Origin of the sequence: Qipengyuania benthica, from assembly GCF_030717865.1 — a bacterium.
Classification (GTDB): Bacteria; Pseudomonadota; Alphaproteobacteria; order Sphingomonadales; family Sphingomonadaceae; genus Qipengyuania; species Qipengyuania benthica.
The window spans coordinates 388480-414079 of the sequence record NZ_JAVAIL010000002.1 but is presented as its reverse complement, the minus strand read 5'-3'; the positions used below and the strand labels follow the sequence as shown (position 1 = coordinate 414079).

The window sequence follows — 25600 nt, the reverse complement described above, 5'->3', positions numbered from 1 at the left end:
TTGCTTGTGGCGGCGGTGTGCGGTTGCGCGCGTGTGTATGGATGGCCGTCCCATTTGGCAACGTGGGGAAACTTCTGGCGTATTTCTCCGATCCGACGGATAGGGAAGGCCTATGGCCAGCCTCGCCTCAGCGACAGACGACGAAACGCGCGACCGGCTCACCGGGCTTGCGACCCTCGGGCACGCCCGCAAGACGCTCGACCGTTGGTGGCGCGATTGGCCCCAAGGGGGGATCGAATGCCCGATCCACGCCATGTTGATCTCGGTTGGTCGTATCGACCGGGTCAATGTCGCCTTCGGCGAGACGGCAGGCGACGGGGCGCTGATCGAGATCGCCCAGCGGATCCGTCATTTCGCCACCGACGAACTCGAAAGCGGCGTCTGGATCGCGGCGCGCAGTTCGGGCGACACCTTCCTCCTGGCGCTACGCGAGGAATGCAATCGCGAGCGCTGGCAGTGGCTCGCCGAGGCGCTGGCCGATGCGATCGCCATGCCGATCAGCGACCCGGACACCGCGCACAGCCTGCGGCTATGGCCGCGGGTGGCGCTGATCCGCGCGGTCGAAGGCGATACCTCGGGATCGCTGCTCGACACTCTGTCCGAAGCTTCGGCGCGGATCCGGGCGCTGCAGGGCCACCGCGTGGTCTGGACCAGCGGCGAACTCACCAAGGACGGCCGGTCGAGCCAGCAGCTCGAGGCCGATCTGCTCGCGGCGATCGACCATGACGAAATCTCGATCCGCTACCAGCCGCAATATGCGCTCGAAAGCGACGAGATGATCGGTGCGGAGGCGCTTGCGCGCTGGGATCATCCGTTGCTCGGACGGGTCGGCGCAGCAACTTTGTTCACCATCGCCGAACGCGCCGATCATACCGCGCAACTGTCGCGCCATATCGCCCGCAAGGCATTGGAAGCGGCGCGCGCCTGGCCCGCAGGACTGCGATTGTCGATCAATGTCACCCCCGCCGATCTGGCGGCCGGCAGCTTCGCCCGCGAGTTCCTTGCGCTGGTAGAGCGCAACGGGATCGATCCGCACTCGCTTACGCTCGAGATCACCGAGCAGGTGCTGCTCGCCGATCTCGATCAGGTGAGCGAAGCACTCGCGGACCTCAAAGCCTCCGGCATCAGCCTCTCGCTCGATGATTTTGGCGCCGGCTTCTGCAATTTCAGGTATTTGAAAGTGCTTCCGATAGATCATCTGAAGCTCGACCGTTCGATGATCGAAGGCGTGCTCGAGGACGATCGCGATCTGGCGGTGTTTCGTGCGATCGTCGCCATGGCCAAGGCGCTCGAGCTCAAGGTGGTCGTCGAAGGGGTCGAGACCGAAGCGCAGCGGGCATTGGTCGCCCGCGAGGGATGCGAAGTCTATCAGGGCTTTCTGCGCGCCGAGCCGCTGTCCGCCGAAGAATTCCTCGCGCTCGCCTCGAGCTAGGACGGCTTCACCGTCTTGCGCGCCTTGCGTGCCACCCCGCCGAGCCCCTTGGTCAGCTGATAGAGTCCGTTCAGCCGACTCTCGGGCGAGTTCCAGGCGCGACTGATCACCAACTTCATGTCGGGTCGCAGCTTGGCCGTGCCCTTGAGACGATCGACATAGGCCAGCAGCCCCATAGGATCGGGGAAATCGTCATTGTGGAAGGTGACCAGCGTGCCGGCATTGCCGACGTCGATCTTGGCGATGTTCGCCTCGATCGCCTGGTGCTTGATCTCGATCAGACGGACCAGATTGGCTGTGGCCGCGGGCAGATCGCCGAAGCGGTCGATCATCTCGGCGGCCAGCGCCTCGATCTCGCCCTTGTCGCGCGCGTCGTTGAGGCGGCGGTAGAGCGCCATCCGCACCGCCAGATCGGGAACGTAATCCTCGGGGATCATGATCGGCGCATCGACGGTGATCTGCGGGCTCACGCTTTCGGGTTTGGCGTCGAGCCCGGCTTCGCCCGCCTTGGCCGCCAGGATCGCATCCTCCAACATAGATTGGTAGAGCTCGAAGCCGACTTCGCGGATATGGCCCGACTGTTCGTCGCCGAGCAGATTGCCCGCGCCGCGGATGTCGAGATCGTGGCTGGCGAGCTGGAACCCGGCGCCCAGACTGTCGAGATCGCCCAGCACCTTCAAGCGCTTCTCGCCGACCTCGGACAGCAGGGTGTCCTTGGCGTAGGTGAGATAGGCATAGGCGCGCAGCTTGGCGCGCCCAACGCGTCCGCGCAGCTGGTAGAGCTGGGCGAGACCGAAGATGTCCGCGCGGTGGATGATGATCGTGTTGGCGCTGGGAATATCCAGCCCGCTCTCGACGATCGTGGTCGCGAGAAGCACGTCGTATTGGCGGTCGTAGAAGGCGCTCATCCGCTCTTCCACCTCGTTGGGCGCCATCTGGCCGTGCGCGGTGACGGTCTTGATCTCGGGCACCGCCTCGCGCAGCCATTTCTCGATCTCGGGCATGTCGGCGATGCGCGGGACGATGATGAAGCTCTGCCCGCCGCGATGGTGCTCGCGCAGCAGCGCCTCGCGCATCACGATCTCGTCCCACTCCATCACATAGGTGCGCACCGCGAGACGGTCGACCGGCGGGGTCTGGATGGTCGAGAGTTCGCGCAATCCCGTCATCGCCATCTGCAGCGTGCGCGGGATCGGGGTCGCGGTGAGCGTGAGCATATGCACGTCGGCGCGCAGCTGCTTGAGCTTTTCCTTGTGAGTCACCCCGAAGCGCTGTTCCTCGTCGACGATGACGAGGCCGAGGTCCTTGGAAGCGGTGCTCTTGGAGAGGATCGCGTGGGTGCCGACGACGATGTCGAGCGCGCCGCTCGCGAGCCGCTCGCGGGTTTCCTTCATCTCCTTGGCGGGAACCAGGCGGCTGAGCCGTCCGACCTCGATCGGGAAACCGGCGAAGCGCTCGGAGAAGCCCTGAAAATGCTGGCGCGCGAGCAGCGTGGTGGGGGCGATCACCGCCACCTGCTGGCCGTTCATCGCCGCGACGAAGGCGGCGCGCAGCGCCACCTCGGTCTTGCCGAAGCCGACATCGCCGCAGACCAGCCGGTCCATCGGGTGGCCGCTTTCGAGGTCGCGCAACACATCCTCGATGGCGCGCTCCTGGTCCTCGGTCTCTTCCCACGGGAAACGGTCGAGGAACTGGTTGAAAGGTCCTGATTCGACTTCGAAAACCGGTGCCTTGCGCAGCGCCCGGGCGGCGGCAGTGCGGAGCAGTTCGTGCGCGATTGCGCGGATGCGCTCCTTGAGCTGCGAACGGCGCTTCTGCCACGCCTCGCCGCCGAGCCGGTCGAGCATGACCGCCTCCTCGGACGAACCGTAGCGGCTGAGCACGTCGATGTTCTCGACCGGGATGAACAGCTTGTCGCCGCCGCGATAGGCCAGCATTACGCAATCGTGCTTGCTCTTGCCGACCGCGATCGCCTCGAGCCCGAGATATTTGCCGATGCCGTGCTCGGTATGGACCACCAGATCGCCGACCGAGAGCGCCTGCAATTCGGCGAGGAAGGCGTCCGAGCTCTTGCGCTTCTTGCGCCGCCGCACCAGCCGGTCGCCGAGGATGTCCTGCTCGGTCAGGACCTCGAGCTCGTCATTGGCGAAGCTGGTGTCGAGCGGGACGATCATCGCCGCGGGCACGCCCTTGGCCGAGAGGCCCAGAGCTTCCTGCCAGCTCTCCGCCAGCTGGATCGCGATTCCGGCTTCCTCGAGGATCGAGACCATCCGCGCGCGGCTGCCCTTGGAATAGGTCGCCAGCAGCGGCCTGCGCCCGGCCTTGCCGACCGCTTTCAGATGATCGGCGAGCAGCGGATAGACGTTCTCGCCCCGCGCGCGGTCCGGCCCGAAATCGCGCCCCGAGCGGAAGCCGAAATCGAGCACCTTCTTGCTTTCGGGCTCGTCGAAACCGGTGCTGCGGTGGACCGGGTGGGAATCGAGCGCGCGGGTCAGCTCGTCCTTCTCGAGATAGAGCGAGGCGGGCTCGACCGGACGGTAGCTGCCCTTGGCCTGCCCCGTCGCCTGGGTGCGCGCGGCGTAGTAATCCGCGATATCGCCAAGCCGCTCCTCGGCGGCCTGCATCGCCGCACCATCGATCACGACCACATCGCGATCGTCGAGATGGTCGAACAGCGTCGCCATCCGCTCCTCGAACAGCGGCAGCCAGTGCTCCATGCCCGCAAGCCGGCGCCCTTCGCTGACCGCCTCGTAAAGCGGATCCTGCGTCGCATCGGCGCCGAACAATTCGCGGTAGCGCCCGCGGAAGCGCTTGATGCTGGCCTCATCGAGCAGCGCCTCGCTGGCGGGGAGCAGCAGATGCGACTCGATCCGCGCGGTGGTCATCTGCGTGTTCGGATCGAACAGCCGCAGGCTTTCCAGCTCGTCGCCGAAGAAATCGAGCCGCAGGCCCTCGTCGAGCCCCGAGGGGAAGACATCGACGATCGAACCGCGGATCGCGTATTCGCCCTTGTCCGCCACCGTGTCCGTGCGGCTGTAGCCCTGCCGCTGGAGCAGCCGCGCGAGGCTGTCGCGGCCGATCTCGCTCCCGATCGCGAATTCGCGCACGCCCTCGCGGATGCGGAAGGGGGTGAGCACGCGCTGGAGCACGGCGTTGATCGTGGTGACCAGCAATTGCGCGCCCGATTTGCCGGTCTGCAACCGGTGGAGCGCGGCGAGCCGCTTGGCGCTGACCGTCAGCGCGGGGCTGGAGCGGTCGTAGGGCAGCGCGTCCCACGCCGGAAACTCGATCACCTCGAGTTCGGGGGCGAAATAATGCGCTGCATCGCTGACCGCGCGCATGGCGGTGTCGTCGGGGGCGATGAACACCGCGCGGCCCGCACCGGCGCGCGCAAGATCGGCCATTACCAGCGGCTGGCTGCCGCGCGCGACCTGGGCCAGCGTCAGCGGCGCAGTAGCGTCGAGGATACGGGAGAGGTCGGCCATCTTGATGGTCAGCGCGGCATGGGTGCTGGCGTTCCCGTCAGCGGGGAATATCGACATAGTCGAGCAGCATCATGCGCTCGATCAACTCGCCCTGAAAGCGCGGCGGGACGGGCTGGGTGCCAAGCGCCCAGGCCATGACATCGACATCGTCCTCTTCGAGCAGCGCCTCGAACCAGGTCAGTTCTTCGCCCTTCCATTCGCCGTGGTAGCGGTCGAAAAACCCGCCGAACATGTAATCCGCTTCGCGCGTGCCGCGGTGCCAGGCGCGGAAACGGGCGCGCTGGATGCGGCCTTGGAAGGTGAGGGCTTCGGGCATGGCGCGCGCCTATCCTGCACGCCATGCCAGCGCAAGCGGCGATCGCTGTCCACAGGCGAGGCGGAGGCGGGCGCAATCGGGCTTTCGCTGGATCGGCCACTGGGGCTAGACGAACGCGATGCGCCCCGATGTCCTCAATCCGCTGTTCGCCGAGACCGAGACGCTCGAGGGCGTGGGACCCAAGCTGAAGAAGCCGCTCGACCGGCTCGGGCTCACCCGGCTGCGCGACCTCGTCTATCACTTCCCCGAACGCTTCGTGACCCGGCGCGCGGTCGGGACGATCGACGAAGCGGGCCAGGGCGAGCAGATCGTGGTCAAGCTGCTGGTGATCGAGCACCGCGGGGGCCGCAATCCGCGCGCTCCCTACCGCGTGCTCGCGCAGGACAGCGTGGGCAATGTGCTGTCGCTGACCTATTTCGGACGCGCCTCCTACACCGCGAAGAAGCAACTCCCCGTGGGCGAAAGCCGCTGGGTCGCGGGCAAGCTCGAACGTTATGGCGACATGATGCAGATCGTCCACCCCGACCATGTGCTCGAGGAAGGCGGCGACACGCTGCAGCGGCTGTGCGAGCCGGTCTATCGCCTTGCCGAAGGGCTTACCCAGCCGAAGGTGGCCGGGCTGGTCGAACAGGCGCTGGCGCGCGCGCCCGAGCTGCCCGAATGGTGCGAGAGCGGCCAGGTCGAGCGCGAGGGCTGGCCCGCCTGGCGCGAGGCGCTGCGGCGGGCGCATGGCGGCGAGGACGCCGCGGCGCGCGATCGGCTCGCCTATGACGAACTGCTCGCCAATGCGCTCGCGCTGATGCTCGTCCGCGCGGATAACCGCCAGCGCAAGGGCCAGCCGCTCAAGGGCGACGGCAGCCTGCGCGACCGGCTCGCGCTGCCGTTCCCGCTGACCGGCGCGCAGACCCGCTCGATTGCGGAGATCGAGGGCGATCTGGTGCAGGACACCCCGATGCTGCGGCTGCTGCAGGGCGATGTCGGCGCGGGCAAGACCGTGGTTGCACTGGCGGGAATGCTGATCGCGGTCGAGGCGGGGGCGCAGGCGGCGCTGCTCGCCCCAACCGAGATCCTCGCGCGCCAGCATTACGAGAGCCTGCGCCGGCTCGCCGAGCCCACCGGCGCGCGCGTCGCGCTGCTGACCGGGCGCGACAAGGGCAGGGCGCGCGAATCCACGCTGATGGGGTTGCTCGACGGCAGTATCGATATCGTGATCGGCACCCATGCGATCTTCCAGGACAAGGTCGGTTACCGCAATCTGGCGATGGTGGTGATCGACGAGCAGCACCGCTTCGGGGTCGGCCAGCGGCTGATGCTGGCGAGCAAGGGCCGCACCGCGCCGCATGTCCTCGCGATGACCGCCACCCCGATCCCGCGCACGCTGACGCTGGCGCAATATGGCGAGCTCGACGTCAGCAAGCTCGACGAACTGCCGCCGGGGCGGCAGGCGATCGAGACCCGCGTCGTCCCGCTCGCGCGGCTCGACGAGGTTGCCGCCGGTGTGGAGCGTCATCTCGCCAGTGGCCAGCAGGCCTATTGGGTCTGTCCGATGGTCCGCGAGAACGAGAATGACGACACCGCCGCTGCCGAGGCGCGCTATGCTGCGCTGAAAGAGCGCTTCGGGGATGATGTGGTGCTGGTCCATGGTCAGCTCGCGCCCGAGATGAAGGACGCGGCGATGGAGCGCTTCGCCCGCGGTGACGCCAAGCTGCTGATCGCGACCACGGTTATCGAAGTCGGGGTCGATGTCCCCAAGGCGACGCTGATGGTGATCGAACAGGCCGAGCGCTTCGGGCTGGCGCAGCTCCACCAGCTGCGCGGGCGGGTCGGGCGCGGGAGCGAGAAGTCGACCTGCCTGCTGCTGCGCGGCGACCAATTATCGGAGACCGCGCGCGACCGGCTGGCGCTGATGCGCGAGACGCAGGACGGGTTCCGGCTGGCCGAGGAGGATCTGCGGCTGCGCGGCGGGGGCGAATTGCTCGGGACGCGCCAGTCGGGTGACAGTGCGTTTCAGATCGCCGATCTCGACCAGATCACCCGGCTGCTGCAGGTCGCGCATGACGATGCGCGGCTGCTGATGGAGCGCGACGGCGGGCTGGAAGGCAAGCGCGGCGCGGCGGCGCGGGTGCTGCTCTATCTGTTCGAACGCGACTTCGGGGTGAAGACGCTGCGCGGCGGCTGAGTATGATGACCGACCTCGCTCCTCCCCCTTGAGGGGGAGGTCGGGTGGGGGTGCTCGGCGCTCGTGGCTACGCGCGCCGTACCCCCACCCCCGGCCCCTCCCCACGGGGAGGAGGGAAGGGGCCCCATCCTATCCCTTCGCGCTCTGGTCGCGCCGTTCGGACAGTAGAACCGCGATCAGCGCTTCGGCAGCGGCATCGACTTCTTTCCAGGTGGCGGTGAAATCGGCTTCGGTGCCATGCCACGGATCGGCGACCGAGCGACCGCGGGAACCCGGTACGACATCGAGCAGCAGCCCGATCTTCGCTTTCGAATCCGCAGGCGCGAGGGCGCGGACATCGGCGAGATTGTCCTCGTCCATCACCAGAATATGATCGAATTTTGCAAAGTCATCGAGGGCGAGCTGGCGCCCGCAATAATCGCTGATGTCGATCCCCTGTCGCTTGGCTTCGGAAATGGCGCGGAGGTCTGGCGGTTCGCCGACGTGGTAATTCGCAGTGCCGACACTGTCGGCATCGACCACCAGATCGGCGGCAGCCGCGCGGCGGCGCAGCGCCGCTTCGGCGAGCGGGGAACGGCAGATATTGCCGAGGCAGACGAACAGGATCGATGGTTTGGTCATCCCCGGACCCTACTGGACCCGGGCGGCGCCTCGCAATAGGAAGCTCGCCAACAGGGAGAAACGACCATGAAATACCTCGCCGCCGCCTTCGCCTTCGCCAGCGTCGCGCTCGCCCCGATGGCTCACGCCGCCCCCGCCGACGATTACCGCGAATTGCGCGACGATGTCTGGGAATGGACGCTCGACAATTCGCCGCTGACCGCAACGCAGGTCGGCGACCGTCGGGGCGACGGCAAGCTGGGCGATATGTCGCTGGCGCGGTACGAAGCTTCGATCGCCGAAACCCGCGCCTTTCTCGCCCGGCTGGAGGCGATCGACGAGAACGCGTTGCCTGAAGACCTGCGGATTGATCACGCGATACTCAAACGCAGCTTCGAGGACGAAATTGCCGGCGCCGAATTCGATCACGACCGGTTCGTCGTCTTCACCAATCGCGGCGGCTGGTTCGCCTATTTCGGCTCGCTGCCCTATGGTTCGCCGCTGTTCACGCTGGCTGATTACGAAAGCTATGTCGGCCGGCTCGAGAGCTTCGCCGCGGTCAACCAGCAGGGCATCGCCCGCAGCCGCGAGGCGGTCGCGCGCGGGCTGACGCAGGCCTGCGAACCCATGCAGGGGCTCGAGGCGCGGCTCGAGAGCATGATCGTCGAGGACCCCGTGGAATCGCCGCTGTGGCTACCGTTCAAGGAGCGTCCCTCGACCATTTCCGAAGCGCAATGGACGCAATTGCAGGCGCGTGCGCGGACTGCGCTCGAGACCGGGGTAATGCCCGCCTATCGCGATTTCCGCGACTTCTATGTCGAGGAATACGCTCCCGAATGCCGCACCGGAATGCCCGGCGTGCTCGCCACGCCGCGCGGCGACGAGTATTACGCCTACCGGGTGAAGAGTTTCACCACCACCGACATGACCCCGGACCAGATCCACGAACTCGGACTGTCCGAAGTGGCGCGGATCCGGGCGGAGATGGAGACCGTGGCCGAGGAGGCCGGGTTCGAGAGCCGCGAGGCCTTCATCGAGCATCTGCGCACCGATCCGCAATATTATCCCGAAACCCCCGAAGAACTGCTCGAAGCGGCGGGCGCACTGGCCAAGCAGATCGACGGCTGGATGCCCAAGCTGTTCGGCACGCTCCCGCGCCAGCCCTACACCGTGCTCCCGATCCCCGCCGCGCAGGCTCCGGGCAACACCACCGCCTATTACGAAAGCGGCAGCCTCGCGACCGGGCAGCCGGGCATCTACCGCGTCAACACCACCGAGCTCGATCAACGCCCGCTGTGGGAACTGCCCGCGCTGGGGGTGCATGAAGCTGTCCCAGGGCATCACCACCAGATCGCGCTGCAGCAGGAACTCGACATCCACCCGCTGCGCCAGCACGGCACCTTCTTCACCGCCTTCGTCGAGGGCTGGGGGCTCTATTCGGAGCGGCTCGGGATCGAGATGGGTCTCTACGACACCCCAGCCAAGGAAATGGGCCGGCTGAGCTACGAGATGTGGCGGGCCAGCCGGCTGGTGGTCGACACCGGCATCCATTCCAAGGGCTGGAGCAAGCAGCGCGCGGTCGATTTCATGCTCGACAACACCGCGCTCAGCCCCGGCAATATCGACGCGGAGGTCAATCGCTACATCACCTGGCCGGGCCAAGCGCTCGCCTACAAGATCGGCGAACTGAAGATCCGCGAATTGCGCACCCGCGCCGAAACCGCGCTGGGGAGCGAATTCAGCCTGCGCGATTTCCATGATGCGGTGTTGGAAAACGGTGCGGTGCCGCTCGATGTTCTCGAGGCGCATATCGACCGTTGGATCGAACAGCAGCAGGCTGGCTGACGAGACGGTCGGTGGGGAATCCGGCGCTGCCCGCGCCGGGTTCCCGGCCATTCGTCAGGGCTGCGACCAGCGGGGCGCGAGGGTTGCTTGCGTAGAAAAACGCGAGCCTACATCCACAACGGCCATCTAAGGCGCCCTATCAGCGGCGCAACGCCCAGTCGGCATGGAAAGCCGCGAAATTGGTCGGGGAGAGAGGATTCGAACCTCCGGCCCCTGCCTCCCGAAGACAGTGCTCTACCAGGCTGAGCTACTCCCCGACCGGATCGGCCCCGCGAAAAACACTCTCGCGGGTCGAGGCAAGGCGCGCCCTATAGGTGTGGATGGTTGGCGGTGCAAGCGGGCATTTGCCGGTTACCGCGGCTAGGAGTGCGAACACAATCGCTCACCTGCAGGAAACCTGTCGCCGTGCACCCCGAACAGCAATATCTCGATCTCATGCGCCGCATCTGGGAGCACGGCAGCGAACGGGTCGACCGCACCGGAATCGGCACCCGTTCGGTGATGGGAGCGATGCTGCGCTACGATCTGGCCGATGGCGCCATGCCGCTGGTGACTACCAAGCGCGTCTACTGGAAAACCGCGACGCGCGAATTGCTGTGGTTCCTGACCGGTGAGACCAACATCCGTCCGCTGGTTCTCCAGGGGGTCAAGATTTGGAACGACTGGCCGCATGCGCGCTACGTAAAAGAGACCGGAGACGAGATCGCGCTGGAGGAGTTCGTCCGGCGGATCGCCGAGGACGAGCAATTCGCCGCACGCTGGGGCGATCTTGGCCCGGTCTATGGCAAGCAGTGGGTCGATTGGCCGACCTATCGCTACCGCCCCGACGGGCTCTACGAAAGGGGGCCGGGGATCAATCAGGTCGCGCTGCTGGTCGAATCGCTGCGCGACAACCCGGGCAGCCGGCGCCACATCCTCGAAGGCTGGAACGTCGCCGAACTCGATCGCATGGCCTTGCCGCCGTGTCACAAGACCTATCAATATCACGTCGCCGACGGACGGTTGAATTGCGTGCTCTACCAGCGCAGCTGCGACGTCGCGTTGGGGCTGCCGTTCAACATGTGGTCGGCGGCGTTGCTGCAGAGGCTGCTGGCGCAGCAATGCGAACTGGAGCCGGGCGAGCTGGTGTGGATGGGGGGCGACACGCATCTCTATCTCAACCATGCGGAGCTGATCGCCGAGCAGCTATCGCGCGAACCGCAGAGCCGCCCGCGGCTCGAGATCCTGCGTAAGCCGCCGACGATCTTCGATTACCGGATTGAGGATTTTGCGGTTCGCGACTACACGCCGCATGCGCCGCTCAAGGCGCCAGTGGCGGTGTAAGCCGGGTGCCTTGACCCCGCCGCATTGCTGAAATATTATAACGCGTTCACGCAAGATTGCTTGCAACCGCGTTCGTCGCAAAGGGAGAGCGCCACATGGCCGACAGGCCCGAGAGCGCAGCGGGCCAGGGTTCCAACAAGCCCTCGCTTTCGCTGCATGTTCCCGAACCCCATTACCGCCCCGGCGACGCCGTGGATTTCAACCATGTCGATGCCGGCGAACCCGGACGCGATCCGCGGCCTGACGAGACCTGCGATCCCGCCGATATGCGCGATCTCGCCTATGGTCTCGTCCGGGTGCTGGGCGACGACGATCGCGCGCATGGCCCCTGGGATCCCAAGCTCGATGCCGACACTTTGCGCACCATGCTCAAGAACATGGCGATCACCCGCGCCTTCGACGAGCGGATGTTCCGCGGCCAGCGGCAGGGCAAGACCAGCTTTTACATGAAGTGCACCGGCGAGGAGGCAACCAGCATCTCCGCCGCGATGGCGCTGGCGAGCGACGACATGGTGTTCCCCAGCTATCGCCAACAAGGCATCCTGCTGTCGCGTGGCTATCCGATGATCGAGATGATCAACCAGATCTATTCGAACCGGGGTGACAAGCTCAAGGGCCGCCAGCTGCCGATCATGTATTCCAGCCGCGAGCACAGCTTCTTCACCATCAGCGGCAATCTCGCCACCCAGACTCCGCAGGCGGTGGGCTGGGCGATGGCGAGCGCGATCAAGGGCGATTCGCGGATCGCCGCGACCTGGGTTGGCGAAGGCAGCACTGCGGAGGGCGACTTCCACGCCGCTTGCACCTTCGCCGCGGTCTACAACGCGCCGGTGATCCTCAATGTGGTCAACAACCAGTGGGCGATCTCGAGCTTCTCGGGCTTCGCCGGAGCCGAACGGACGACCTTCGCCGCGCGCGGGTTGGGCTATGGTGTCGCGGCGCTGCGGGTCGACGGCAATGACGCTCTGGCCTGCTACGCCGCCGAGCGCTGGGCCGCGAACCGCGCTCGCGCCAATGCCGGTCCGACGCTGATCGAATTCTTCACCTATCGCGCCGAGGGGCATTCCACCTCGGACGACCCCTCGGGCTACCGCAGCGCTCAGGAGCGCGAGGAGTGGCCGCTGGGCGATCCGGTGATGCGCCTCAAGCGCCACCTCATCGCGTTGGGCGAATGGGACGAGGAGCGCCAGGAGGCGATGGATCGCGAGGCCGCCGAGATGGTCCGCGCCACCACCAAGGAGGCCGAGGCCAACGGCATTCTGGGCCATGGCCTGCATCATCCCTTCCGCACCATGTTCGAGGACGTGTTCGAGGAGCTGCCCTGGCATCTCAGGGAACAGGCCGAGCAGGCGATCAAGGAACGCGAAATCAAGTTTCCGGAAGGGCTGCCGAAATGAGCGCGACCGAAACCAAGTCTGGCAGCGCTGGCGAGGGCGAAGGCACGACCGAACGCCGCCTCAACATGATCGAAGCGATCAACGAGGCGCTCGATGTCACCATGGGACGCGATCCCGATATCGTGGTGATGGGCGAGGATGTCGGCTATTTCGGCGGAGTGTTCCGCTGCACTGCAGGGCTGCAGGAGAAATACGGCAAGACCCGCGTCTTCGACACGCCGATCTCCGAATGCGGGATCATCGCCGCGGCGGTGGGGATGGGGGCCTATGGGTTGCGCCCGGTGCCGGAAATCCAGTTCGCGGACTACATCTACCCGGGGCTCGACCAGCTGATCTCCGAGGCGGCGCGGCTGCGCTATCGTTCGGCGGCGGAATATATCGCGCCGATCACCGTGCGCACGCCGTTCGGCGGCGGTATCTTCGGCGGGCAGACCCACAGCCAGAGCCCCGAAGCGATCTTTGCACACGTCTCGGGTCTCAAGACCGTCGTCCCCTCGACGCCCTACGACGCCAAGGGTCTGCTGATCGCGGCGATCGAAGACAATGATCCGGTGATCTTCTTCGAGCCCAAGCGGATCTACAACGGCCCGTTCAACGGCTATTACGACAAGCCGGCGCAGCCGTGGAAGAAGCACGATGCCAGCGTGGTCCCCGAGGGGCATTACACCATCCCGCTAGGCAAGGCGCGCACGGTCACCGAGGGCGAGGCGCTGACCGTGCTCGCCTATGGCACGATGGTTCATGTCGCCGAGGAAGTCTGCCGCCAGAAGGGCGTCGATGCCGAAATCCTCGATCTGCGCACGCTGGTGCCACTCGACATCGAGGCAATCGAAGCCTCGGTCGAGAAGACCGGGCGCTGCCTGATCGTCCACGAGGCGACCCGCACCGCCGGTTTCGGCGCCGAGCTATCGGCGCTGGTGACCGAGCGCTGCTTCTATCATCTCGAAGCCCCGGTGCTCCGCGTGACCGGTTTCGATACGCCCTATCCCCACAGTCTCGAATGGGCCTTCTTCCCCGGACCGGCCCGCATCGGCGAGGCCATCGACAAGATCTTGAGCGAGTAAGCACCATGGCGAATTTCACCTTCACAATGCCCGATATCGGCGAAGGCATCGCCGAGGCGGAGATCGTCGCCTGGCACAAGGCGGTCGGCGATCGGGTCGAGGAAGACGAAGAATTCGTCGACATGATGACCGACAAGGCCACCGTGCCGCTCGAAAGCCCGGTGACCGGCAAGATCGTCGAGATCGCCGGAGAAGAGGGCGAAATGGTCTCGATCGGCGCTATGCTGGTGGTGATCGAGGTCGAAGGCGAAGTTCCCGAGGATATCGCCGAACAGGTCGACGGTGACAGCCCGGCACCCGCGAAGGCTTCCGGCGATGCGCCGGGACCCAAGGACGAAGCCGTCGAGCAGCGGATCGAGACCGAGAACCCCGACGCTTCCGACGCCGACGACGCGCATGCCGCCGACCCCGAGCCGGTCGATCTGCCCGCGCCGACGCCCGCACCCGCGCCCACCCCCACCCTCACCGCGAGTGCCAAGGTCCTCGCCTCTCCGGCGGTGCGCAATCGCGCCAGAGAACTCGGTGTCGATCTGGGCGATGTGAAGCCCGCGGAGGACGGCCGCGTTCGTCACGGCGATCTCGACAGCTTCCTGTCGTACAGCGGCGGCTATTCGCCCGCAGGTCGGGCGCGCGAGGACGAGCAGCGCAAGGTCATTGGCATGCGCCGCCGCATCGCCGAGAACATGGCCGCTTCCAAGCGCAACATCCCACATTTCTCCTATGTCGAGGAAGTGGACGTCACCGATCTGGAAGTGCTGCGTGCGCAGCTGAATTCCAACAGGGGAGACCGGCCCAAGCTGACGATGCTGCCGCTGCTGATCGCGGCGATCTGCAAGACCGTGCCCGATTTCCCGATGATCAACGCCCGCTACGACGATGGCGATGGTCCTGGGGGCGGGGTGGTCACCCGCCATGGCGCGGTGCATCTCGGCATGGCGGCGCAGACCGATTCCGGACTGATGGTTCCGGTCATCCGCGATGCACAGTCGCGCAATCTGTGGCAGCTCGCGAGGGAGATCGTCCGCCTCGCCGAAGCCGCGCGCGACGGTAAGGCGAGCAGCGAGGAAATGCAGGGCGGCACCCTGACCGTGACCTCGCTCGGCCCGCTGGGCGGCGTGGCGACCACCCCGGTGATCAACCGTCCGGAGGTCGCGATCATCGGCCCCAACCGGATCATCGAACGCCCGATGTATGTCAGCGACGGGCAGGGCGGCGAGCGGATCGAGAAGCGCAAGCTGATGAACATCTCGATCAGCTGCGATCACCGCGTGGTCGATGGCTATGATGCGGCGAGCTTCGTTCAGGCTCTGAAGAAGCTGCTCGAGTCGCCTGCGCTTATCCTGGTGGATTGATCGGAATTCGAGCGGCTTCAGCGCACGATCGCGCTGAAGCTGCGCATTCCGCTGCCGTCGTCGGCACCGATGCGCCAGCGCAGATTGGTGACGTCGTCGGCCCTTGCAGCGCGTGTGCCTTGGCGCAATTCACCGAGCCGGCCCCAGCGGCGCCCGCCATCGGCGGAGACCTCGACTGCATCGTCGCCGCTGCGCTGATACGAGAGCGTCTCGGGCACGCGGCTTGCGAGCACGAACGGTCCGGTTGCCCTGCCTGGCTGCCATTGCATCACCAGCACCACCCGGTCGCCGCGCGAGAGCGTATCCGCCGGTTCGAGCGCGATGCCGTCCTGCTGCGCGGTCTCGACGAATACAGAGCGCGTGATCGACAGCGCCGAACCGGTCGCCGTCGCGGCGGTTGCCAGGAACAGGATGCTTGCGACAAGCAGGATCGAACGCATGGATTTGCCCCCGTAGTGTTCGCGAACAACCATGCACCCGCGACCTCAAGATAGGGTTAATCGGCGTTGACCATGACGCTTTTTCGAGGGCTGCCGGACGGGTGTGGACAAAGCTTTTGCAATGCCCTGCTTTTTCCGCCGCAGGGGCATTGACAGGAATCGGGGGCTGCCTTAGTGGCCCGGCTCCCAAGCGGCGCTGGTCGCTCCCGGTCGCTTCTTAGATGCGCGGGTGTAGCTCAGTTGGTTAGAGCGCCGGCCTGTCACGCCGGAGGTCGCGGGTTCAAGTCCCGTCACTCGCGCCACTTGGGAACCTACCTTTTCACGATTGATGGACCGGACAATAATAGGCCGTCCGGCCGCCCACCTTGTGATGGGTCAGCGAGCCGCCGCACCCGGTGCGCGGGCAGGGTTCGCCGTCTTTGCGGTTGGGAATCAACCAATCGTCCGGAAGGCGGGAATAGTCGGCTTCGACATCGACACCTTTCGACAGTGCCGCCCGCATAGTGTCGAACAGAGTGTCGAGCGTTTGATCATCGAGATCGCTTCCCCTCGATGCCGGATCGCGACCCGTCTGGAAGAGGATTTCGTCCGACCACAGATTGCCGATCCCGGCGATGCGGTTCTGATCCATCAGCGCGGATTTGATCGCCGCTTTCGAACCGCCGATGAAATCGGTGAAGACGTCGCGGTCCATCGCCAGCGCGCCGGGACCAAGATCCTGTGCGGAGATGTAGGCGTCGGGATCGTCGACAATCTTCACATGGCCCAGCTTGCGCGGGCAGCGGAAGGCGAGCCGCCGGTCGCCTTCGAAGACGATCCGGAACTTGGTGTGGTCGGGCTCCGGCTCGGGCGCGTCGTAGGGGATCAGCCAGCCGCTCATCCCGAGATGGACGGTGATCCAGGGGCCGCTCTTGCTGCCGAGGAAGATGTTCTTGCCGTGGCGGCGGGTCTCGGTGAACTGGCGGCCCTTGAGACGACCCAGCTCGTTGTCGCCGGGCAGGTCGATATGGGTGATGTTCTCGCCCAGCTCGGCCGCCTCGATGGTGCGGTGAAGGCACTCGCGCTCGAGCGTCAGGCGCTGGGCTTCGTTTTCAGGCAGTTCGGGCATGATCGTAGAACCATGGCGCGATTGGCCCGGTTCCCGGCGGCGGTTCCGGCGGCTAGCCCCAGCGGCCGGTTTCCATCCAGATCAGGAAGCGCCGCAGCGGCAGCAGCCAGATCACGCCGAGGACCAGATAGACCAGCGCCTGCGCCAGGACGTGCCAGTTTGCGATCACGGGCAGGACGAAGGTGGCCACAGCGATCCCGTAAGCGAGCAGGGCCACGAGCAGCGCGAGCACGCCCAAGGGAATCCGCAGGGTCGGTTCCTCGCGCATCAGAACGGGCCGTAGAGGCGGGTGGGAGTAACGATGGCGCTGAGCGGCACGTCGTGGCTCTCCTGCGGGATTTCGTCGAGCTTCTGGACGTCCCAGGCAAGTCCGATCGCTCTCGTACCCGGATGCTCCGCCAGCCAGCGATCGTAATGACCGCCACCCTGACCAAGCCGCGCACCCTTTTCGGTAAAGCCGATCAGCGGAACGAACAGCAGGTCCGGAATCAAGGCCTCCGCGGCTGCCAGAGGCTGAAGCAGGCCGAAGGGGCCGATCTCGCAATCGGCTTCCTCGTAGGGATCGTCGTGACGCGCGAATTCCATGGCGGAATTGCGTGTCGCGAAGCGCGGCAGCGCGAGTGTATGGCCCGCCTCGAAGAAGAACCTGGCGTAGGCATTGGCGGGAGCCTCGAAGGGGCCGGCGCGGTAGAGGCCGACCGTCGCGTCGGCAGGCACCAGTTCCAGCAAGGGGGCGGGTGGCCGATGGAAGATCAGCGCCTGCATGCTGCCGGGAATGGTCTGCACGTGCGCCCGGCGCAAGCCGCGCATCCGGGTCCTGAGTTCACTCTTGCCAGCCACGCGGCGCCCCTGTCGCCCGGACGGGCCGGGGTGAATTGGATAGGTGACGGAACCACCATGGGTCGTTTGCCATGAAATCCTCTGACGCGTGGACGTCAGGTGGGCGCCGTGTGCACCGGACCCGCAGGACGAACCCGTGATCCGGACAGGGACAGCTCCCTAGGTATTTACTTATAGCCTCAGGGATGTTCATGTGGCTCGTGCCGGGCAGTCCCGCCAAGTGCCTATTTAGGCGTTCGGATGCGCTTGCTCAAGGGCTTCGGCAGTCTTTTCGAGCCGGACCGCCAAAGCCTCGAGCCAATCGGCAATCTTGCCGCGGTCGTCGGCCGCGCCGGCTTTGCGCGTTTCCTCGAGCTCGTCGGCGAGAAACAGGGCCGCAAACAGCAGGTTCTTGGCTTCCATGGCGGGCAATTGGCTTGCGCCATCGCCGAGCTTGGCATCGACCACCGCAGCGAGACGGCGGATATGGTCTTCCTGTCCGTCTTCACAGCGCAAAGTGTATTTGCGCCCGCCGACCGTCAGCACGACCTCGCTCATCCCTGAAGTATTTCGATAAGCTGATCCAACTCTACGAGGCTCGCGCCCACCGACTTGCGCAGCTGGGCATGGCGCGCTTCCAGATCGGCGTCGGCTTGCGGAGATCGAGGGGGCATCGGCAGCGGCGCGCGGGCGCTGAGCTCGATCCTGCCCAGGGCAGCCTCGATCCTGTCGAAGGCAGAGGCGATGCGATCGTCCGGCATAACCGCCGCAGAATACGCCGATTGAACCATGTATGCAAAGGCTTGGCGGGCCCTGTTGATAACTGCTTCCAAGGCCTGCAGCGGCGCCGTTGCCCGACCGCCCCGCTTGACCTTGCGCCACGCCTTCGCGATGGCTTCGCGCGCGCCGAATCGCCCCCATTTTCCGGAGAATTGCAGCATGAGCCTCGAGACACCGCGCATGGTCCAGATGGCCAATGCCATCCGGGCTCTTTCGATGGATGCGGTGCAGGCGGCCAATTCCGGCCACCCGGGAATGCCCATGGGCATGGCCGATGTCGCGACCGTGCTGTGGAGCGAATATCTCAAGCATGATCCCGACGCCCCCGACTGGGCCGATCGCGACCGCTTCGTGCTCAGCGCGGGTCATGGCTCGATGCTGATCTACAGCCTGCTGCACCTCTCGGGCTATGCCGCGCCGACGATGGACGACCTGCGCAATTTCCGGAAGCTGGGCAGTCCCTGCGCCGGACACCCGGAGAATTTCCTGCTCGACGGTATCGAATGCACCACCGGTCCGCTGGGCCAGGGCCTCGGCATGGCCGTGGGCATGGCGATCGCCGAACGCCATCTCAACGCGCAGTTCGGCGACGAGCTGGTCGATCACCGCACATGGACGATCGCGGGCGACGGCTGTCTGATGGAAGGTCTCAACCACGAGGCGATCGGTCTCGCCGGTCACCTCAAGCTTGGCCGGTTGATCGTGCTGTGGGACGACAACCGGATCACTATCGACGGCGCCACCGATCTCTCGACCAGCGAGGACATCAAGGCGCGCTACGAAGCGACCCATTGGCACGTGGTCGCCTGCGACGGGCATGATTTCGCCGACATCCGCCGCGCAATCGACGAGGCGGTCGCCGACGAGCGCCCCTCGCTGATCGCCTGCCGTACCGTGATCGGCAAGGGCGCCCCGGGCAAGCAGGGCACCAGCGCCACCCATGGCGCGCCGCTCGGCGACGAGGAGATCGCCGCAGCGCGCAAGGAACTGGTCTGGGACTCGCATCCCTTCGAACTGCCCGAGCAGGTCGAGGCCGACTGGCGCGCAACCGCCAATCGCGGGGCGAAGCTGCATACCGAATGGCTCGGTCGCCTCTCCACCGCCGCCCAGCGTGGCGAATTCGGCCGTCGGATGGCCGGCGATCTGCCCGAGGGTTTCGACCTGCAGTCCTATATCGACGGGCTGATCGCGCAGCCGCAAAAGGTCGCCACCCGCAAGGCCAGCGAGATGGCGCTTGGCGCGATCAATGAGGCGCTGCCCGAGACGATCGGCGGCAGCGCCGATCTGACCGGTTCGAACAACACCAAGACCGGCGGGATGGAGGCTTTCACCGCCGATAATCGCGGCGGGCGCTACATCTACTACGGCATCCGCGAATTCGGCATGGCCGCGGCGATGAACGGCATGGCGCTGCACGGCGGGGTGATCCCCTATGGCGGCACTTTCCTGGTGTTCACGGACTATTGCCGCGCCGCGATCCGGCTCTCGGCGCTGCAGCAGGCGCGGGTGGTCTATGTCATGACCCACGACAGCATCGGGCTGGGCGAGGACGGCCCGACGCACCAACCGATCGAGCATGTCCAGTCGCTGCGGATGATCCCCAATCTGCTGGTGATGCGCCCCGCCGATGTGGTCGAGACCGCCGAATGCTGGCAGATCGCGCTGGAACAGAAGGATCGCCCAACCGTGCTGGCGCTCAGTCGTCAGAACCTCCCGCAGGTGCGGACCGCTGCGGAACGGACCGGCAGCAGCGCACAGGGCGGCTACCGGCTCAAAACTCCGGATGGCAAGCCGCAGGTCACGCTGATCGCCACCGGCTCGGAAGTCCATCTGGCGCTCGAATGCGCCGAGCGGCTCGAGCAGGAAGGCATCGCCGCCGCAGTGGTGTCGATGGTCTGCACCCAGCTCTTCGACGAACAGCCGCAAGCCTATCGCGCCGAAACCATTCCGGCGGACAGCCTGCGCGTCTCGATCGAGGCGGGCACGACTTTCGGCTGGGAGCGCTATACCGGTGAGGGCGGGCTCAATATCGGGCTCGATCGCTTCGGCGCCTCCGCTCCGGCGCAAGATCTGTTCGACAAATTCGGCTTCACGGCGGATGCCATCGTTCCGAAAATCATGAACAAAATCAAAGCCTAATCAGGAGTTATTTGCATGACCACCAAGGTTGCAATCAATGGTTTCGGACGGATCGGCCGGCTCGTGGCGCGCGCCATTCTCGAGCGCGACGATCACGATCTCGAGCTGGTCTCGATCAACGATCTCGCCGACACCAAGGCCAATGCGCTGCTGTTCCAGTACGACAGCACCCACGGTCGCTTCCCCGGCAGTGTCGAGACCGGCGACAAGACCATCACCGTCAACGGCAAGACCATCCAGGTCACCTCCGAGCGCGAGCCGGGCAATCTGCCGCACGCTGCGCAAGGCATCGACATCGTGCTCGAATGCACCGGCTTCTTCCAGTCGCACGAGGCAGCCGAGCCGCATCTCAAGGCGGGCGCCAAGCGGGTGCTGATCTCGGCTCCGGCCAAGAACGTGACCGCCACGGTCGTCTACGGCGTGAACCACGAGGTGCTCACCAGCGACGATGTGATCGTCTCCAACGCCAGCTGCACCACCAATTGCCTCGCCCCGGTGGCCAAGGTGCTGCACGACACCGTGGGGATCGAGCGCGGCTTCATGACCACGATCCATTCCTACACCAACGACCAGCGGATGCTCGACCAGATGCATTCGGACATGCGCCGGGCGCGCGGCGGGGCGCAGAACATGATCCCCACCACCACCGGCGCGGCGCGCGCGGTCGGGCTGGTGCTGCCCGAGCTCAACGGCAAGCTCGACGGCAGCTCGGTCCGCGTGCCGACCCCCAATGTCAGCCTGATCGATCTGGTGTTCACGCCCACCCGCGACACCAGCGCCGAGGAGCTCAACGCCGCATTGAAGGCCGCTGCCGACGGTGCGATGAAGGGCGTGCTCGACTATACCGACCAGCCGCTGGTCTCGAGCGACTTCAACCATTATCCCGCCAGCTCGACCATCGACAGCCTCGAGACCTCGGTCATGGAAGGCAAGCTGGCGCGCGTCGTCAGCTGGTACGACAATGAATGGGGCTTCTCCAACCGCATGATCGATACCGCCGGCGAGATGGCGAAGCACATCTGATCCGAGCGAAGGGAGGGCAGTCCACCGGCTGCCCTTCTTCGTTCAATTTCGAGGAACTGCGATGCCGTCTTTCAAGACTCTGGACGATCTGGGCGATCTCACCGGCAAGGTTGCGCTGGTGCGCGTCGATCTCAACCTGCCGATGCAGGATGGCTCGGCGACCGACGTCACCCGCGTCGAAGCCTCGAAGGACACCATTCTCGAACTCGCCGACAAGGGCGCCAAGGTGCTGCTGCTGGCGCATTTCGGGCGTCCCAAGGGGCAGCGCAATTCGACCATGAGCACCAGCTACGTCCAGGGCGACGTCGGCAAAGTGCTGGGCCGCGAGATCATGTTCATCCCCGAGGTCATGGGCCCGGTGGTCGAACAGTCGATCGGGATCCTGCGCGCGGGCGATATCGGCCTGCTCGAGAATGTCCGCTTCTGGCCGGGCGAGGAGGCCAACGACCCCGAATTCGCGCGCGGGATCGCGGCGCATGGCGATTTCTACGTCAACGACGCCTTCTCGGTCTCGCACCGCGCGCATGCCTCGACCGAGGGGCTGGCGCATCTGCTGCCCGCCTATGCCGGGCGCTCGATGGAGCGTGAGTTGAAGGCGCTCGACGCGGCGCTGGGCAATCCGCAGACCCCGGTCGCGGCGGTGGTCGGCGGCGCCAAGGTCTCGAGCAAGCTCGATGTGCTCAGCCATCTTGTGGGCAAGGTGCGGCATCTGATTATCGGCGGCGGGATGGCGAACACCTTTCTCGCCGCGCGCGGGGTGGCGGTAGGCAAGAGTCTCGCCGAACACGATCTCACCGCCACCGCCAACCGCATCATGGACGAGGCCGAGCATGCCGGCTGCACGGTGCACCTGCCCTACGACGTCGTGGTGGCGAAAGAGTTCGCCGCCAATCCGCCCGGGCTGCGCACCTGCAACGTCCATGAGGTCGGCGAAGACGAGATGATCCTCGATATCGGCCCGCTCGCGGTCGAGGCTCTCGCCGATGTGCTCAAGACCTGCCGCACGCTGGTCTGGAACGGTCCGCTGGGCGCGTTCGAGACCGAACCCTTCGACGCCGCCACCGTCGCGCTGGCGCGGACCGCAGCGGCGCTGACGCAGGATGGCTCGCTGGTCTCGGTCGCGGGCGGGGGCGACACCGTCGCGGCGCTCAACCACGCGGGCGTGGCGGCGGATTTCAGCTATGTTTCAACCGCTGGCGGCGCTTTCCTCGAATGGATGGAAGGCAAGGACCTGCCGGGAGTGGCGGCGCTGACACGCTGATCCGGACCGGTTAGCCCCCCAATTCAGCGATGCTCGGGGTTGGGCGCGTCGAAGCGGCGGCCCTCGTTCCACAGATCGACCGAATTGCCATGGCAGGGGATGCCCCCGGCGTCCTTGAGCATGCGCGCCATATGCATCAGGTTCCAGGTCGCGAAAGTGGTGTTGCGGCGGGTGAAGTCGTTGTCGAAGCCGACGCGGCTCTGGCCGTCCTCGGACTCGTCGCCATAGCTGGGTCCGGGGCCGGCTTCTCCGATCCAGCCGGCATCGGCCTGCGGCGGGATGGTGTAGCCGATGTGCTGCAGCGAGTAGAGAACACCCATCCCGACGTGCTTAATGCCGTCCTCATTGCCGGTGACGATACAGCCGCCGACCTTACCGTAAAAGACATATTGACCCTTGTCGTTGGTCTGCCCCGAATGCGCATAGAGCCGCTCGATCAGCTGCTTGCAGACCGAACTCTTCTCGCCCAGCCAGATCGGAGAGCCGATCACCAGAATATCCGCGGCGGCGACCTTCTCCCAGATCTGCGGCCAGTCGTCGCGCTCCGCGCCATGCTCGGTCATGTCGGGATAGACGCCCGGCGCGATGTCGTGATCCACGAGCCGGACTTGCTCCAGTTGCACCAGGTTGCGCACCAGGATCGCTTCCACCACGCCGAGCAGCTTGGCGGTATGCGAACCTTCGGGCGAGCGCTTGAGCGTACAATTGATCGTCAGCGCCTTCAGGTCGGAAAAATCGCTGGGGTTGGTGTCGCAAAGTCGTTCTTGGGTCGCGTCGAGCATCGGTTTCTCCTTGGCTTGCCATGAGAATACGCGCGATTGCCGCCAAAGTTACCCGCATTGGCCAGTTGCCGCGGCTCCGGGGGCTGGGTATGGCCCGCGCATGATCCGAAAATGACGCCAACAGCAGGGATTGTCTTATGAATTTCGAGGAAATGAAGGCCCGTATCGCCACCGGTCAGGGCTTTATCGCTGCGCTCGACCAGTCGGGCGGTTCGACCCCCAAGGCGCTGAATGCCTATGGCGTCGAGGACAGCGAGTGGAAGGGCGAGGACGAGATGTTCGCCAAGATCCACGAGATGCGCTGCCGCATCATCGATTCGCCTTCCTTCTCCAATGGCAAGGTGCTCGGCGCGATCCTCTTCGAAAAGACCATGGAAGGCTGCGGCAAGGACGGTTCGCCGATCCCCGCACTGCTGGCCCGGCGCAACGTGGTCCCCTTCCTCAAGGTCGATAAGGGGATGGAGGACGAGGCCGACGGCGTTCAGCTGATGAAGCCGATCCCCGAGCTCGACGCCATGTGCGCCCGGGCCAAGGAACTGGGCGTCTTCGGTACCAAGATGCGCTCGGTGATCCACGAAGCGAACCGCGACGGCGTCGCCGCCATCATCCGCCAGCAGATGGATTTCGGGCTGCAGATTCTCGCCAATGGCCTGATGCCGATCCTCGAACCCGAGGTCAGCCTCAAGAGCGAAAGCCGGCCCCAGGCCGAGGCGCAGGTGCTCGCCAATGCACTCGATCAGCTCGAGCGGGTGCCCGAAGGCCAGCAAGTGATGTGGAAGCTTACCATCCCCAGCGAACCCGATCTCTACAAGCCGCTGATCGAGCATCCCAAGGTGCTGCGCGTGGTCGCGCTGTCGGGCGGCTACAGCCGCGAACAGGCCTGCCGCGAGCTGGCGAAGAACGACGGCATGATCGCCAGCTTCAGCCGCGCACTGCTCGAAGTGCTGCAAGCGAAGATGGACGATCAGCAGTTCGACCAGGCGCTGGGCAATGCGATCGACGAAATCGCCTGCGCCAGCACGGGTGAAGCCGCAGCCTGACCTCGGCTCCGGCGGACTAGCTTCCGCCGGTGAAGGTGAAACGATAGGCGCCGGGCGGGATCTCCTGCCCGGCGCTTTTCGTGGGCGAGACGGCGGCCAGCAGGAAGCTGCGGTTCATGGCCTGATGCGGCTCGCCCAGCGTCAGCGGGACCGTCTGCTGCCAGTGCGTCGCGGTGATCCGCGTCCTCACGGTGAGCTTGCCTGCCTGGATGCACTGCGCGTCCACCGGGCAACGGCTGTCCTCCACAACCGCCAGCGGCGTGACGATCGCATCGCCTAGCCAGGCCGATTGCCCGAGCGCGATCGGCCTACCCTGGCTGGCGGCCTCCTGCCCGACGCGCGGTGTATCGGGAATGATCGCGCAGCCGCCCAGCACGGGCAGGGCGAACAGCAGGGCGGAGCGAGCGAGGATGCCGATTGTCATCCAACCCGCTTGCGGACGGGTCGCTGTCGCGCGGCTGAATGGGAGTCTCCAAAGCGATGCTTGCGGGCGTGACGAAGCCGCCGCCCGGCGCTAACAGCCGCAGCATGACCGATATTGGATGCCAGCTTTACCTGATTTCGCCGCTCGACGTCGGCGGCGACTTCCCGACCCGCCTCGAACGCGCGCTGCAGGCGGGCGCCGGGCTCGTCACCGCTTTCCAGCTGCGGATCAAGAATCTCGACCAGCACGAGGCGGCGCGGCTCGCCCAGCCGCTGCAGGCGATCTGCGCGGCGCACGATGTCGCCTTCATCGTCAACGACAGCGTGCCGCTGGCCAAGCGGATCGGGGCCGACGGGGTGCATCTGGGGCAGGGCGACGGCGATCCGCGCGAGGCGCGCGAGGAACTGGGGCTCGAAGCGCAGATCGGCGTCACCTGTCACGCCTCGCGCCACCTGGCGATGGAAGCGGGCGATGCGGGCGCCGATTACGTCGCCTTCGGCGCCTTTTTCGACAGCACGACGAAATCGAGCGAACACCGCGCCGACACCGAGATGCTCGAATGGTGGAGTGGACTGTTCGAAATACCCTGCGTCGCGATCGGCGGGATCACTCCCGACAATTGCCGCCCGCTGGTCGAGGCCGGGGCGGATTTCCTCGCGGTTTCGGGCGCGGTCTGGAACGGTGACGAAGTCGCGGCGGTGAAGGCTTTCGCGGCGCAGATCGAAGCGGCCCAGGCGGACCGCGCCGACTAGATGGCTGGCTTCTTGGCCGATGGCGCTGGAATTCGCGCG

Annotated in this window: 23 protein-coding genes and 2 tRNA genes; 13 read left to right on the top strand and 12 right to left on the bottom strand. The window is 65.8% G+C overall.

The features are described 5' to 3' along the window. The first annotated feature begins 112 nt into the window (after positions 1-112). A complete protein-coding gene (locus tag Q9K01_RS07285; RefSeq protein WP_305929547.1) occupies positions 113-1432 on the top strand; it encodes a GGDEF domain-containing phosphodiesterase in 1320 nt (439 codons plus the stop codon). Here the strand turns inward: Q9K01_RS07285 and mfd are convergent. Continuing rightward, a complete protein-coding gene (gene mfd / locus Q9K01_RS07280; protein WP_305929897.1) occupies positions 1429-4917 on the bottom strand; it encodes a transcription-repair coupling factor in 3489 nt (1162 codons plus the stop codon). The genes Q9K01_RS07285 and mfd overlap by 4 nt on opposite strands. 37 nt (positions 4918-4954) lie before the next feature. Next, a complete protein-coding gene (locus Q9K01_RS07275; protein ID WP_305929546.1) occupies positions 4955-5233 on the bottom strand; it encodes an FAD assembly factor SdhE in 279 nt (92 codons plus the stop codon). A 118-nt stretch (positions 5234-5351) separates the two neighbouring features. Here Q9K01_RS07275 and recG point away from each other — a divergent pair, with 118 nt between their 5' ends. Next, on the top strand, positions 5352-7412 hold the full coding sequence (gene recG / locus Q9K01_RS07270) for an ATP-dependent DNA helicase RecG (RefSeq protein WP_305929545.1): 2061 nt from the start codon (positions 5352-5354) through the stop codon (positions 7410-7412). A gap of 129 nt (positions 7413-7541) precedes the next feature. Here recG and Q9K01_RS07265 read toward each other — a convergent pair whose 3' ends face one another. Further along, positions 7542-8033, bottom strand: a complete 492-nt coding sequence (locus tag Q9K01_RS07265) for a low molecular weight protein-tyrosine-phosphatase (RefSeq protein ID WP_305929544.1) — start codon at positions 8031-8033, stop codon at positions 7542-7544. A gap of 66 nt (positions 8034-8099) precedes the next feature. Here Q9K01_RS07265 and Q9K01_RS07260 point away from each other — a divergent pair, with 66 nt between their 5' ends. Beyond that, positions 8100-9857 carry a DUF885 domain-containing protein gene (locus tag Q9K01_RS07260; RefSeq protein ID WP_305929543.1) on the top strand — a complete coding sequence of 586 codons (1758 nt, stop codon included), beginning with the start codon at positions 8100-8102 and terminating at the stop codon, positions 9855-9857. A gap of 180 nt (positions 9858-10037) precedes the next feature. Here the strand turns inward: Q9K01_RS07260 and Q9K01_RS07255 are convergent. Then, positions 10038-10114: transfer RNA gene (locus tag Q9K01_RS07255), tRNA-Pro, on the bottom strand. 148 nt (positions 10115-10262) lie between these two features. Here Q9K01_RS07255 and Q9K01_RS07250 point away from each other — a divergent pair. The 4 genes from Q9K01_RS07250 to Q9K01_RS07235 all read left to right on the top strand — a co-directional run bounded on the left by Q9K01_RS07250 (position 10263) and on the right by Q9K01_RS07235 (position 14993). Further along, positions 10263-11180 carry a thymidylate synthase gene (locus tag Q9K01_RS07250; protein ID WP_305929542.1) on the top strand — a complete coding sequence of 306 codons (918 nt, stop codon included), beginning with the start codon at positions 10263-10265 and terminating at the stop codon, positions 11178-11180. Positions 11181-11275: 95 nt separating this feature from the next. Continuing rightward, positions 11276-12577 (top strand): thiamine pyrophosphate-dependent enzyme, encoded by a 1302-nt coding sequence (locus Q9K01_RS07245; protein WP_305929541.1) that lies wholly within the window; start codon positions 11276-11278, stop codon positions 12575-12577. Beyond that, positions 12574-13641 carry an alpha-ketoacid dehydrogenase subunit beta gene (locus Q9K01_RS07240; protein ID WP_305929540.1) on the top strand — a complete coding sequence of 356 codons (1068 nt, stop codon included), beginning with the start codon at positions 12574-12576 and terminating at the stop codon, positions 13639-13641. The genes Q9K01_RS07245 and Q9K01_RS07240 overlap by 4 nt, the downstream gene beginning before the upstream one ends. A 5-nt stretch (positions 13642-13646) precedes the next feature. Then, a complete protein-coding gene (locus Q9K01_RS07235) occupies positions 13647-14993 on the top strand; it encodes a dihydrolipoamide acetyltransferase family protein (protein ID WP_305929539.1) in 1347 nt (448 codons plus the stop codon). A gap of 17 nt (positions 14994-15010) precedes the next feature. Here Q9K01_RS07235 and Q9K01_RS07230 read toward each other — a convergent pair whose 3' ends face one another. Next, positions 15011-15433 carry a hypothetical protein gene (locus Q9K01_RS07230; RefSeq protein ID WP_305929538.1) on the bottom strand — a complete coding sequence of 141 codons (423 nt, stop codon included), beginning with the start codon at positions 15431-15433 and terminating at the stop codon, positions 15011-15013. A gap of 225 nt (positions 15434-15658) precedes the next feature. On the opposite strand from Q9K01_RS07230, the gene Q9K01_RS07225 reads away from it, so the two are divergent. After that, positions 15659-15735, top strand: a tRNA-Asp gene (locus tag Q9K01_RS07225). Between the two features lie 17 nt (positions 15736-15752). Here Q9K01_RS07225 and Q9K01_RS07220 read toward each other — a convergent pair. The 5 genes from Q9K01_RS07220 to Q9K01_RS07200 form a co-directional block, all read right to left on the bottom strand. Further along, on the bottom strand, positions 15753-16541 hold the full coding sequence (locus tag Q9K01_RS07220; protein ID WP_305929537.1) for a DNA-formamidopyrimidine glycosylase family protein: 789 nt from the start codon (positions 16539-16541) through the stop codon (positions 15753-15755). A gap of 52 nt (positions 16542-16593) precedes the next feature. Then, positions 16594-16809 carry a DUF2842 domain-containing protein gene (locus Q9K01_RS07215; RefSeq protein ID WP_305929536.1) on the bottom strand — a complete coding sequence of 72 codons (216 nt, stop codon included), beginning with the start codon at positions 16807-16809 and terminating at the stop codon, positions 16594-16596. Further along, on the bottom strand, positions 16809-17381 hold the full coding sequence (locus tag Q9K01_RS07210; protein ID WP_305929535.1) for a 5-formyltetrahydrofolate cyclo-ligase: 573 nt from the start codon (positions 17379-17381) through the stop codon (positions 16809-16811). The genes Q9K01_RS07215 and Q9K01_RS07210 overlap by 1 nt, the downstream gene beginning before the upstream one ends. Positions 17382-17609: 228 nt before the next feature. Beyond that, complete coding sequence (locus Q9K01_RS07205; protein ID WP_305929534.1) at positions 17610-17918, bottom strand: cell division protein ZapA; 309 nt, start codon at positions 17916-17918, stop codon at positions 17610-17612. Beyond that, positions 17915-18301, bottom strand: coding sequence for a hypothetical protein (locus Q9K01_RS07200; protein WP_305929533.1), 387 nt, complete (start codon positions 18299-18301; stop codon positions 17915-17917). The genes Q9K01_RS07205 and Q9K01_RS07200 overlap by 4 nt, the downstream gene beginning before the upstream one ends. On the opposite strand from Q9K01_RS07200, the gene tkt reads away from it, so the two are divergent. The 3 genes from tkt (at position 18300) to Q9K01_RS07185 (ending at position 22563) form a co-directional block, all read left to right on the top strand. After that, on the top strand, positions 18300-20279 hold the full coding sequence (gene tkt / locus Q9K01_RS07195) for a transketolase (RefSeq protein WP_305929532.1): 1980 nt from the start codon (positions 18300-18302) through the stop codon (positions 20277-20279). The two genes, Q9K01_RS07200 and tkt, sit on opposite strands and share 2 nt — an antisense overlap. Positions 20280-20294: 15 nt before the next feature. Further along, positions 20295-21302, top strand: coding sequence for a type I glyceraldehyde-3-phosphate dehydrogenase (gene gap, locus Q9K01_RS07190; protein WP_305929531.1), 1008 nt, complete (start codon positions 20295-20297; stop codon positions 21300-21302). A gap of 61 nt (positions 21303-21363) precedes the next feature. Then, positions 21364-22563: a phosphoglycerate kinase gene (locus Q9K01_RS07185; RefSeq protein WP_305929530.1), complete on the top strand. Its 1200-nt coding sequence runs from the start codon at positions 21364-21366 to the stop codon at positions 22561-22563. A 23-nt stretch (positions 22564-22586) separates the two neighbouring features. Here Q9K01_RS07185 and Q9K01_RS07180 read toward each other — a convergent pair whose 3' ends face one another. Continuing rightward, the gene (locus Q9K01_RS07180; protein WP_305929529.1) at positions 22587-23345 is read right to left on the bottom strand and encodes a flavodoxin family protein; all 759 of its coding nucleotides are present in this window, start codon (positions 23343-23345) and stop codon (positions 22587-22589) included. A 137-nt stretch (positions 23346-23482) separates the two neighbouring features. Here Q9K01_RS07180 and Q9K01_RS07175 point away from each other — a divergent pair, with 137 nt between their 5' ends. Beyond that, complete coding sequence (locus Q9K01_RS07175; protein WP_305929528.1) at positions 23483-24385, top strand: fructose bisphosphate aldolase; 903 nt, start codon at positions 23483-23485, stop codon at positions 24383-24385. Positions 24386-24401: 16 nt separating this feature from the next. On the opposite strand, the gene Q9K01_RS07170 is transcribed toward Q9K01_RS07175, so the two are convergent. Further along, positions 24402-24809: a hypothetical protein gene (locus Q9K01_RS07170; protein WP_305929527.1), complete on the bottom strand. Its 408-nt coding sequence runs from the start codon at positions 24807-24809 to the stop codon at positions 24402-24404. A gap of 104 nt (positions 24810-24913) precedes the next feature. Here Q9K01_RS07170 and thiE point away from each other — a divergent pair, with 104 nt between their 5' ends. Further along, positions 24914-25561: a thiamine phosphate synthase gene (thiE, locus tag Q9K01_RS07165; protein WP_305929896.1), complete on the top strand. Its 648-nt coding sequence runs from the start codon at positions 24914-24916 to the stop codon at positions 25559-25561. The last annotated feature ends 39 nt before the right edge of the window (positions 25562-25600 follow it).

What these genes read in the sequence shown, in the direction of transcription:
- Q9K01_RS07285 (WP_305929547.1), top strand. Translation starts at nt 113, where the DNA reads ATGGCCAGCCTCGCCTCAGCGACAGACGACGAAACGCGCGACCGGCTC.
- mfd (WP_305929897.1), bottom strand. Translation starts at nt 4,917, where the DNA reads ATGGCCGACCTCTCCCGTATCCTCGACGCTACTGCGCCGCTGACGCTG.
- Q9K01_RS07275 (WP_305929546.1), bottom strand. Translation starts at nt 5,233, where the DNA reads ATGCCCGAAGCCCTCACCTTCCAAGGCCGCATCCAGCGCGCCCGTTTC.
- recG (WP_305929545.1), top strand. Translation starts at nt 5,352, where the DNA reads ATGCGCCCCGATGTCCTCAATCCGCTGTTCGCCGAGACCGAGACGCTC.
- Q9K01_RS07265 (WP_305929544.1), bottom strand. Translation starts at nt 8,033, where the DNA reads ATGACCAAACCATCGATCCTGTTCGTCTGCCTCGGCAATATCTGCCGT.
- Q9K01_RS07260 (WP_305929543.1), top strand. Translation starts at nt 8,100, where the DNA reads ATGAAATACCTCGCCGCCGCCTTCGCCTTCGCCAGCGTCGCGCTCGCC.
- Q9K01_RS07245 (WP_305929541.1), top strand. Translation starts at nt 11,276, where the DNA reads ATGGCCGACAGGCCCGAGAGCGCAGCGGGCCAGGGTTCCAACAAGCCC.
- Q9K01_RS07240 (WP_305929540.1), top strand. Translation starts at nt 12,574, where the DNA reads ATGAGCGCGACCGAAACCAAGTCTGGCAGCGCTGGCGAGGGCGAAGGC.
- Q9K01_RS07235 (WP_305929539.1), top strand. Translation starts at nt 13,647, where the DNA reads ATGGCGAATTTCACCTTCACAATGCCCGATATCGGCGAAGGCATCGCC.
- Q9K01_RS07230 (WP_305929538.1), bottom strand. Translation starts at nt 15,433, where the DNA reads ATGCGTTCGATCCTGCTTGTCGCAAGCATCCTGTTCCTGGCAACCGCC.
- Q9K01_RS07220 (WP_305929537.1), bottom strand. Translation starts at nt 16,541, where the DNA reads ATGCCCGAACTGCCTGAAAACGAAGCCCAGCGCCTGACGCTCGAGCGC.
- Q9K01_RS07215 (WP_305929536.1), bottom strand. Translation starts at nt 16,809, where the DNA reads ATGCGCGAGGAACCGACCCTGCGGATTCCCTTGGGCGTGCTCGCGCTG.
- Q9K01_RS07205 (WP_305929534.1), bottom strand. Translation starts at nt 17,918, where the DNA reads ATGAGCGAGGTCGTGCTGACGGTCGGCGGGCGCAAATACACTTTGCGC.
- tkt (WP_305929532.1), top strand. Translation starts at nt 18,300, where the DNA reads ATGAGCCTCGAGACACCGCGCATGGTCCAGATGGCCAATGCCATCCGG.
- Q9K01_RS07200 (WP_305929533.1), bottom strand. Translation starts at nt 18,301, where the DNA reads ATGCTGCAATTCTCCGGAAAATGGGGGCGATTCGGCGCGCGCGAAGCC.
- gap (WP_305929531.1), top strand. Translation starts at nt 20,295, where the DNA reads ATGACCACCAAGGTTGCAATCAATGGTTTCGGACGGATCGGCCGGCTC.
- Q9K01_RS07185 (WP_305929530.1), top strand. Translation starts at nt 21,364, where the DNA reads ATGCCGTCTTTCAAGACTCTGGACGATCTGGGCGATCTCACCGGCAAG.
- Q9K01_RS07180 (WP_305929529.1), bottom strand. Translation starts at nt 23,345, where the DNA reads ATGCTCGACGCGACCCAAGAACGACTTTGCGACACCAACCCCAGCGAT.
- Q9K01_RS07175 (WP_305929528.1), top strand. Translation starts at nt 23,483, where the DNA reads ATGAATTTCGAGGAAATGAAGGCCCGTATCGCCACCGGTCAGGGCTTT.
- Q9K01_RS07170 (WP_305929527.1), bottom strand. Translation starts at nt 24,809, where the DNA reads ATGACAATCGGCATCCTCGCTCGCTCCGCCCTGCTGTTCGCCCTGCCC.
- thiE (WP_305929896.1), top strand. Translation starts at nt 24,914, where the DNA reads ATGACCGATATTGGATGCCAGCTTTACCTGATTTCGCCGCTCGACGTC.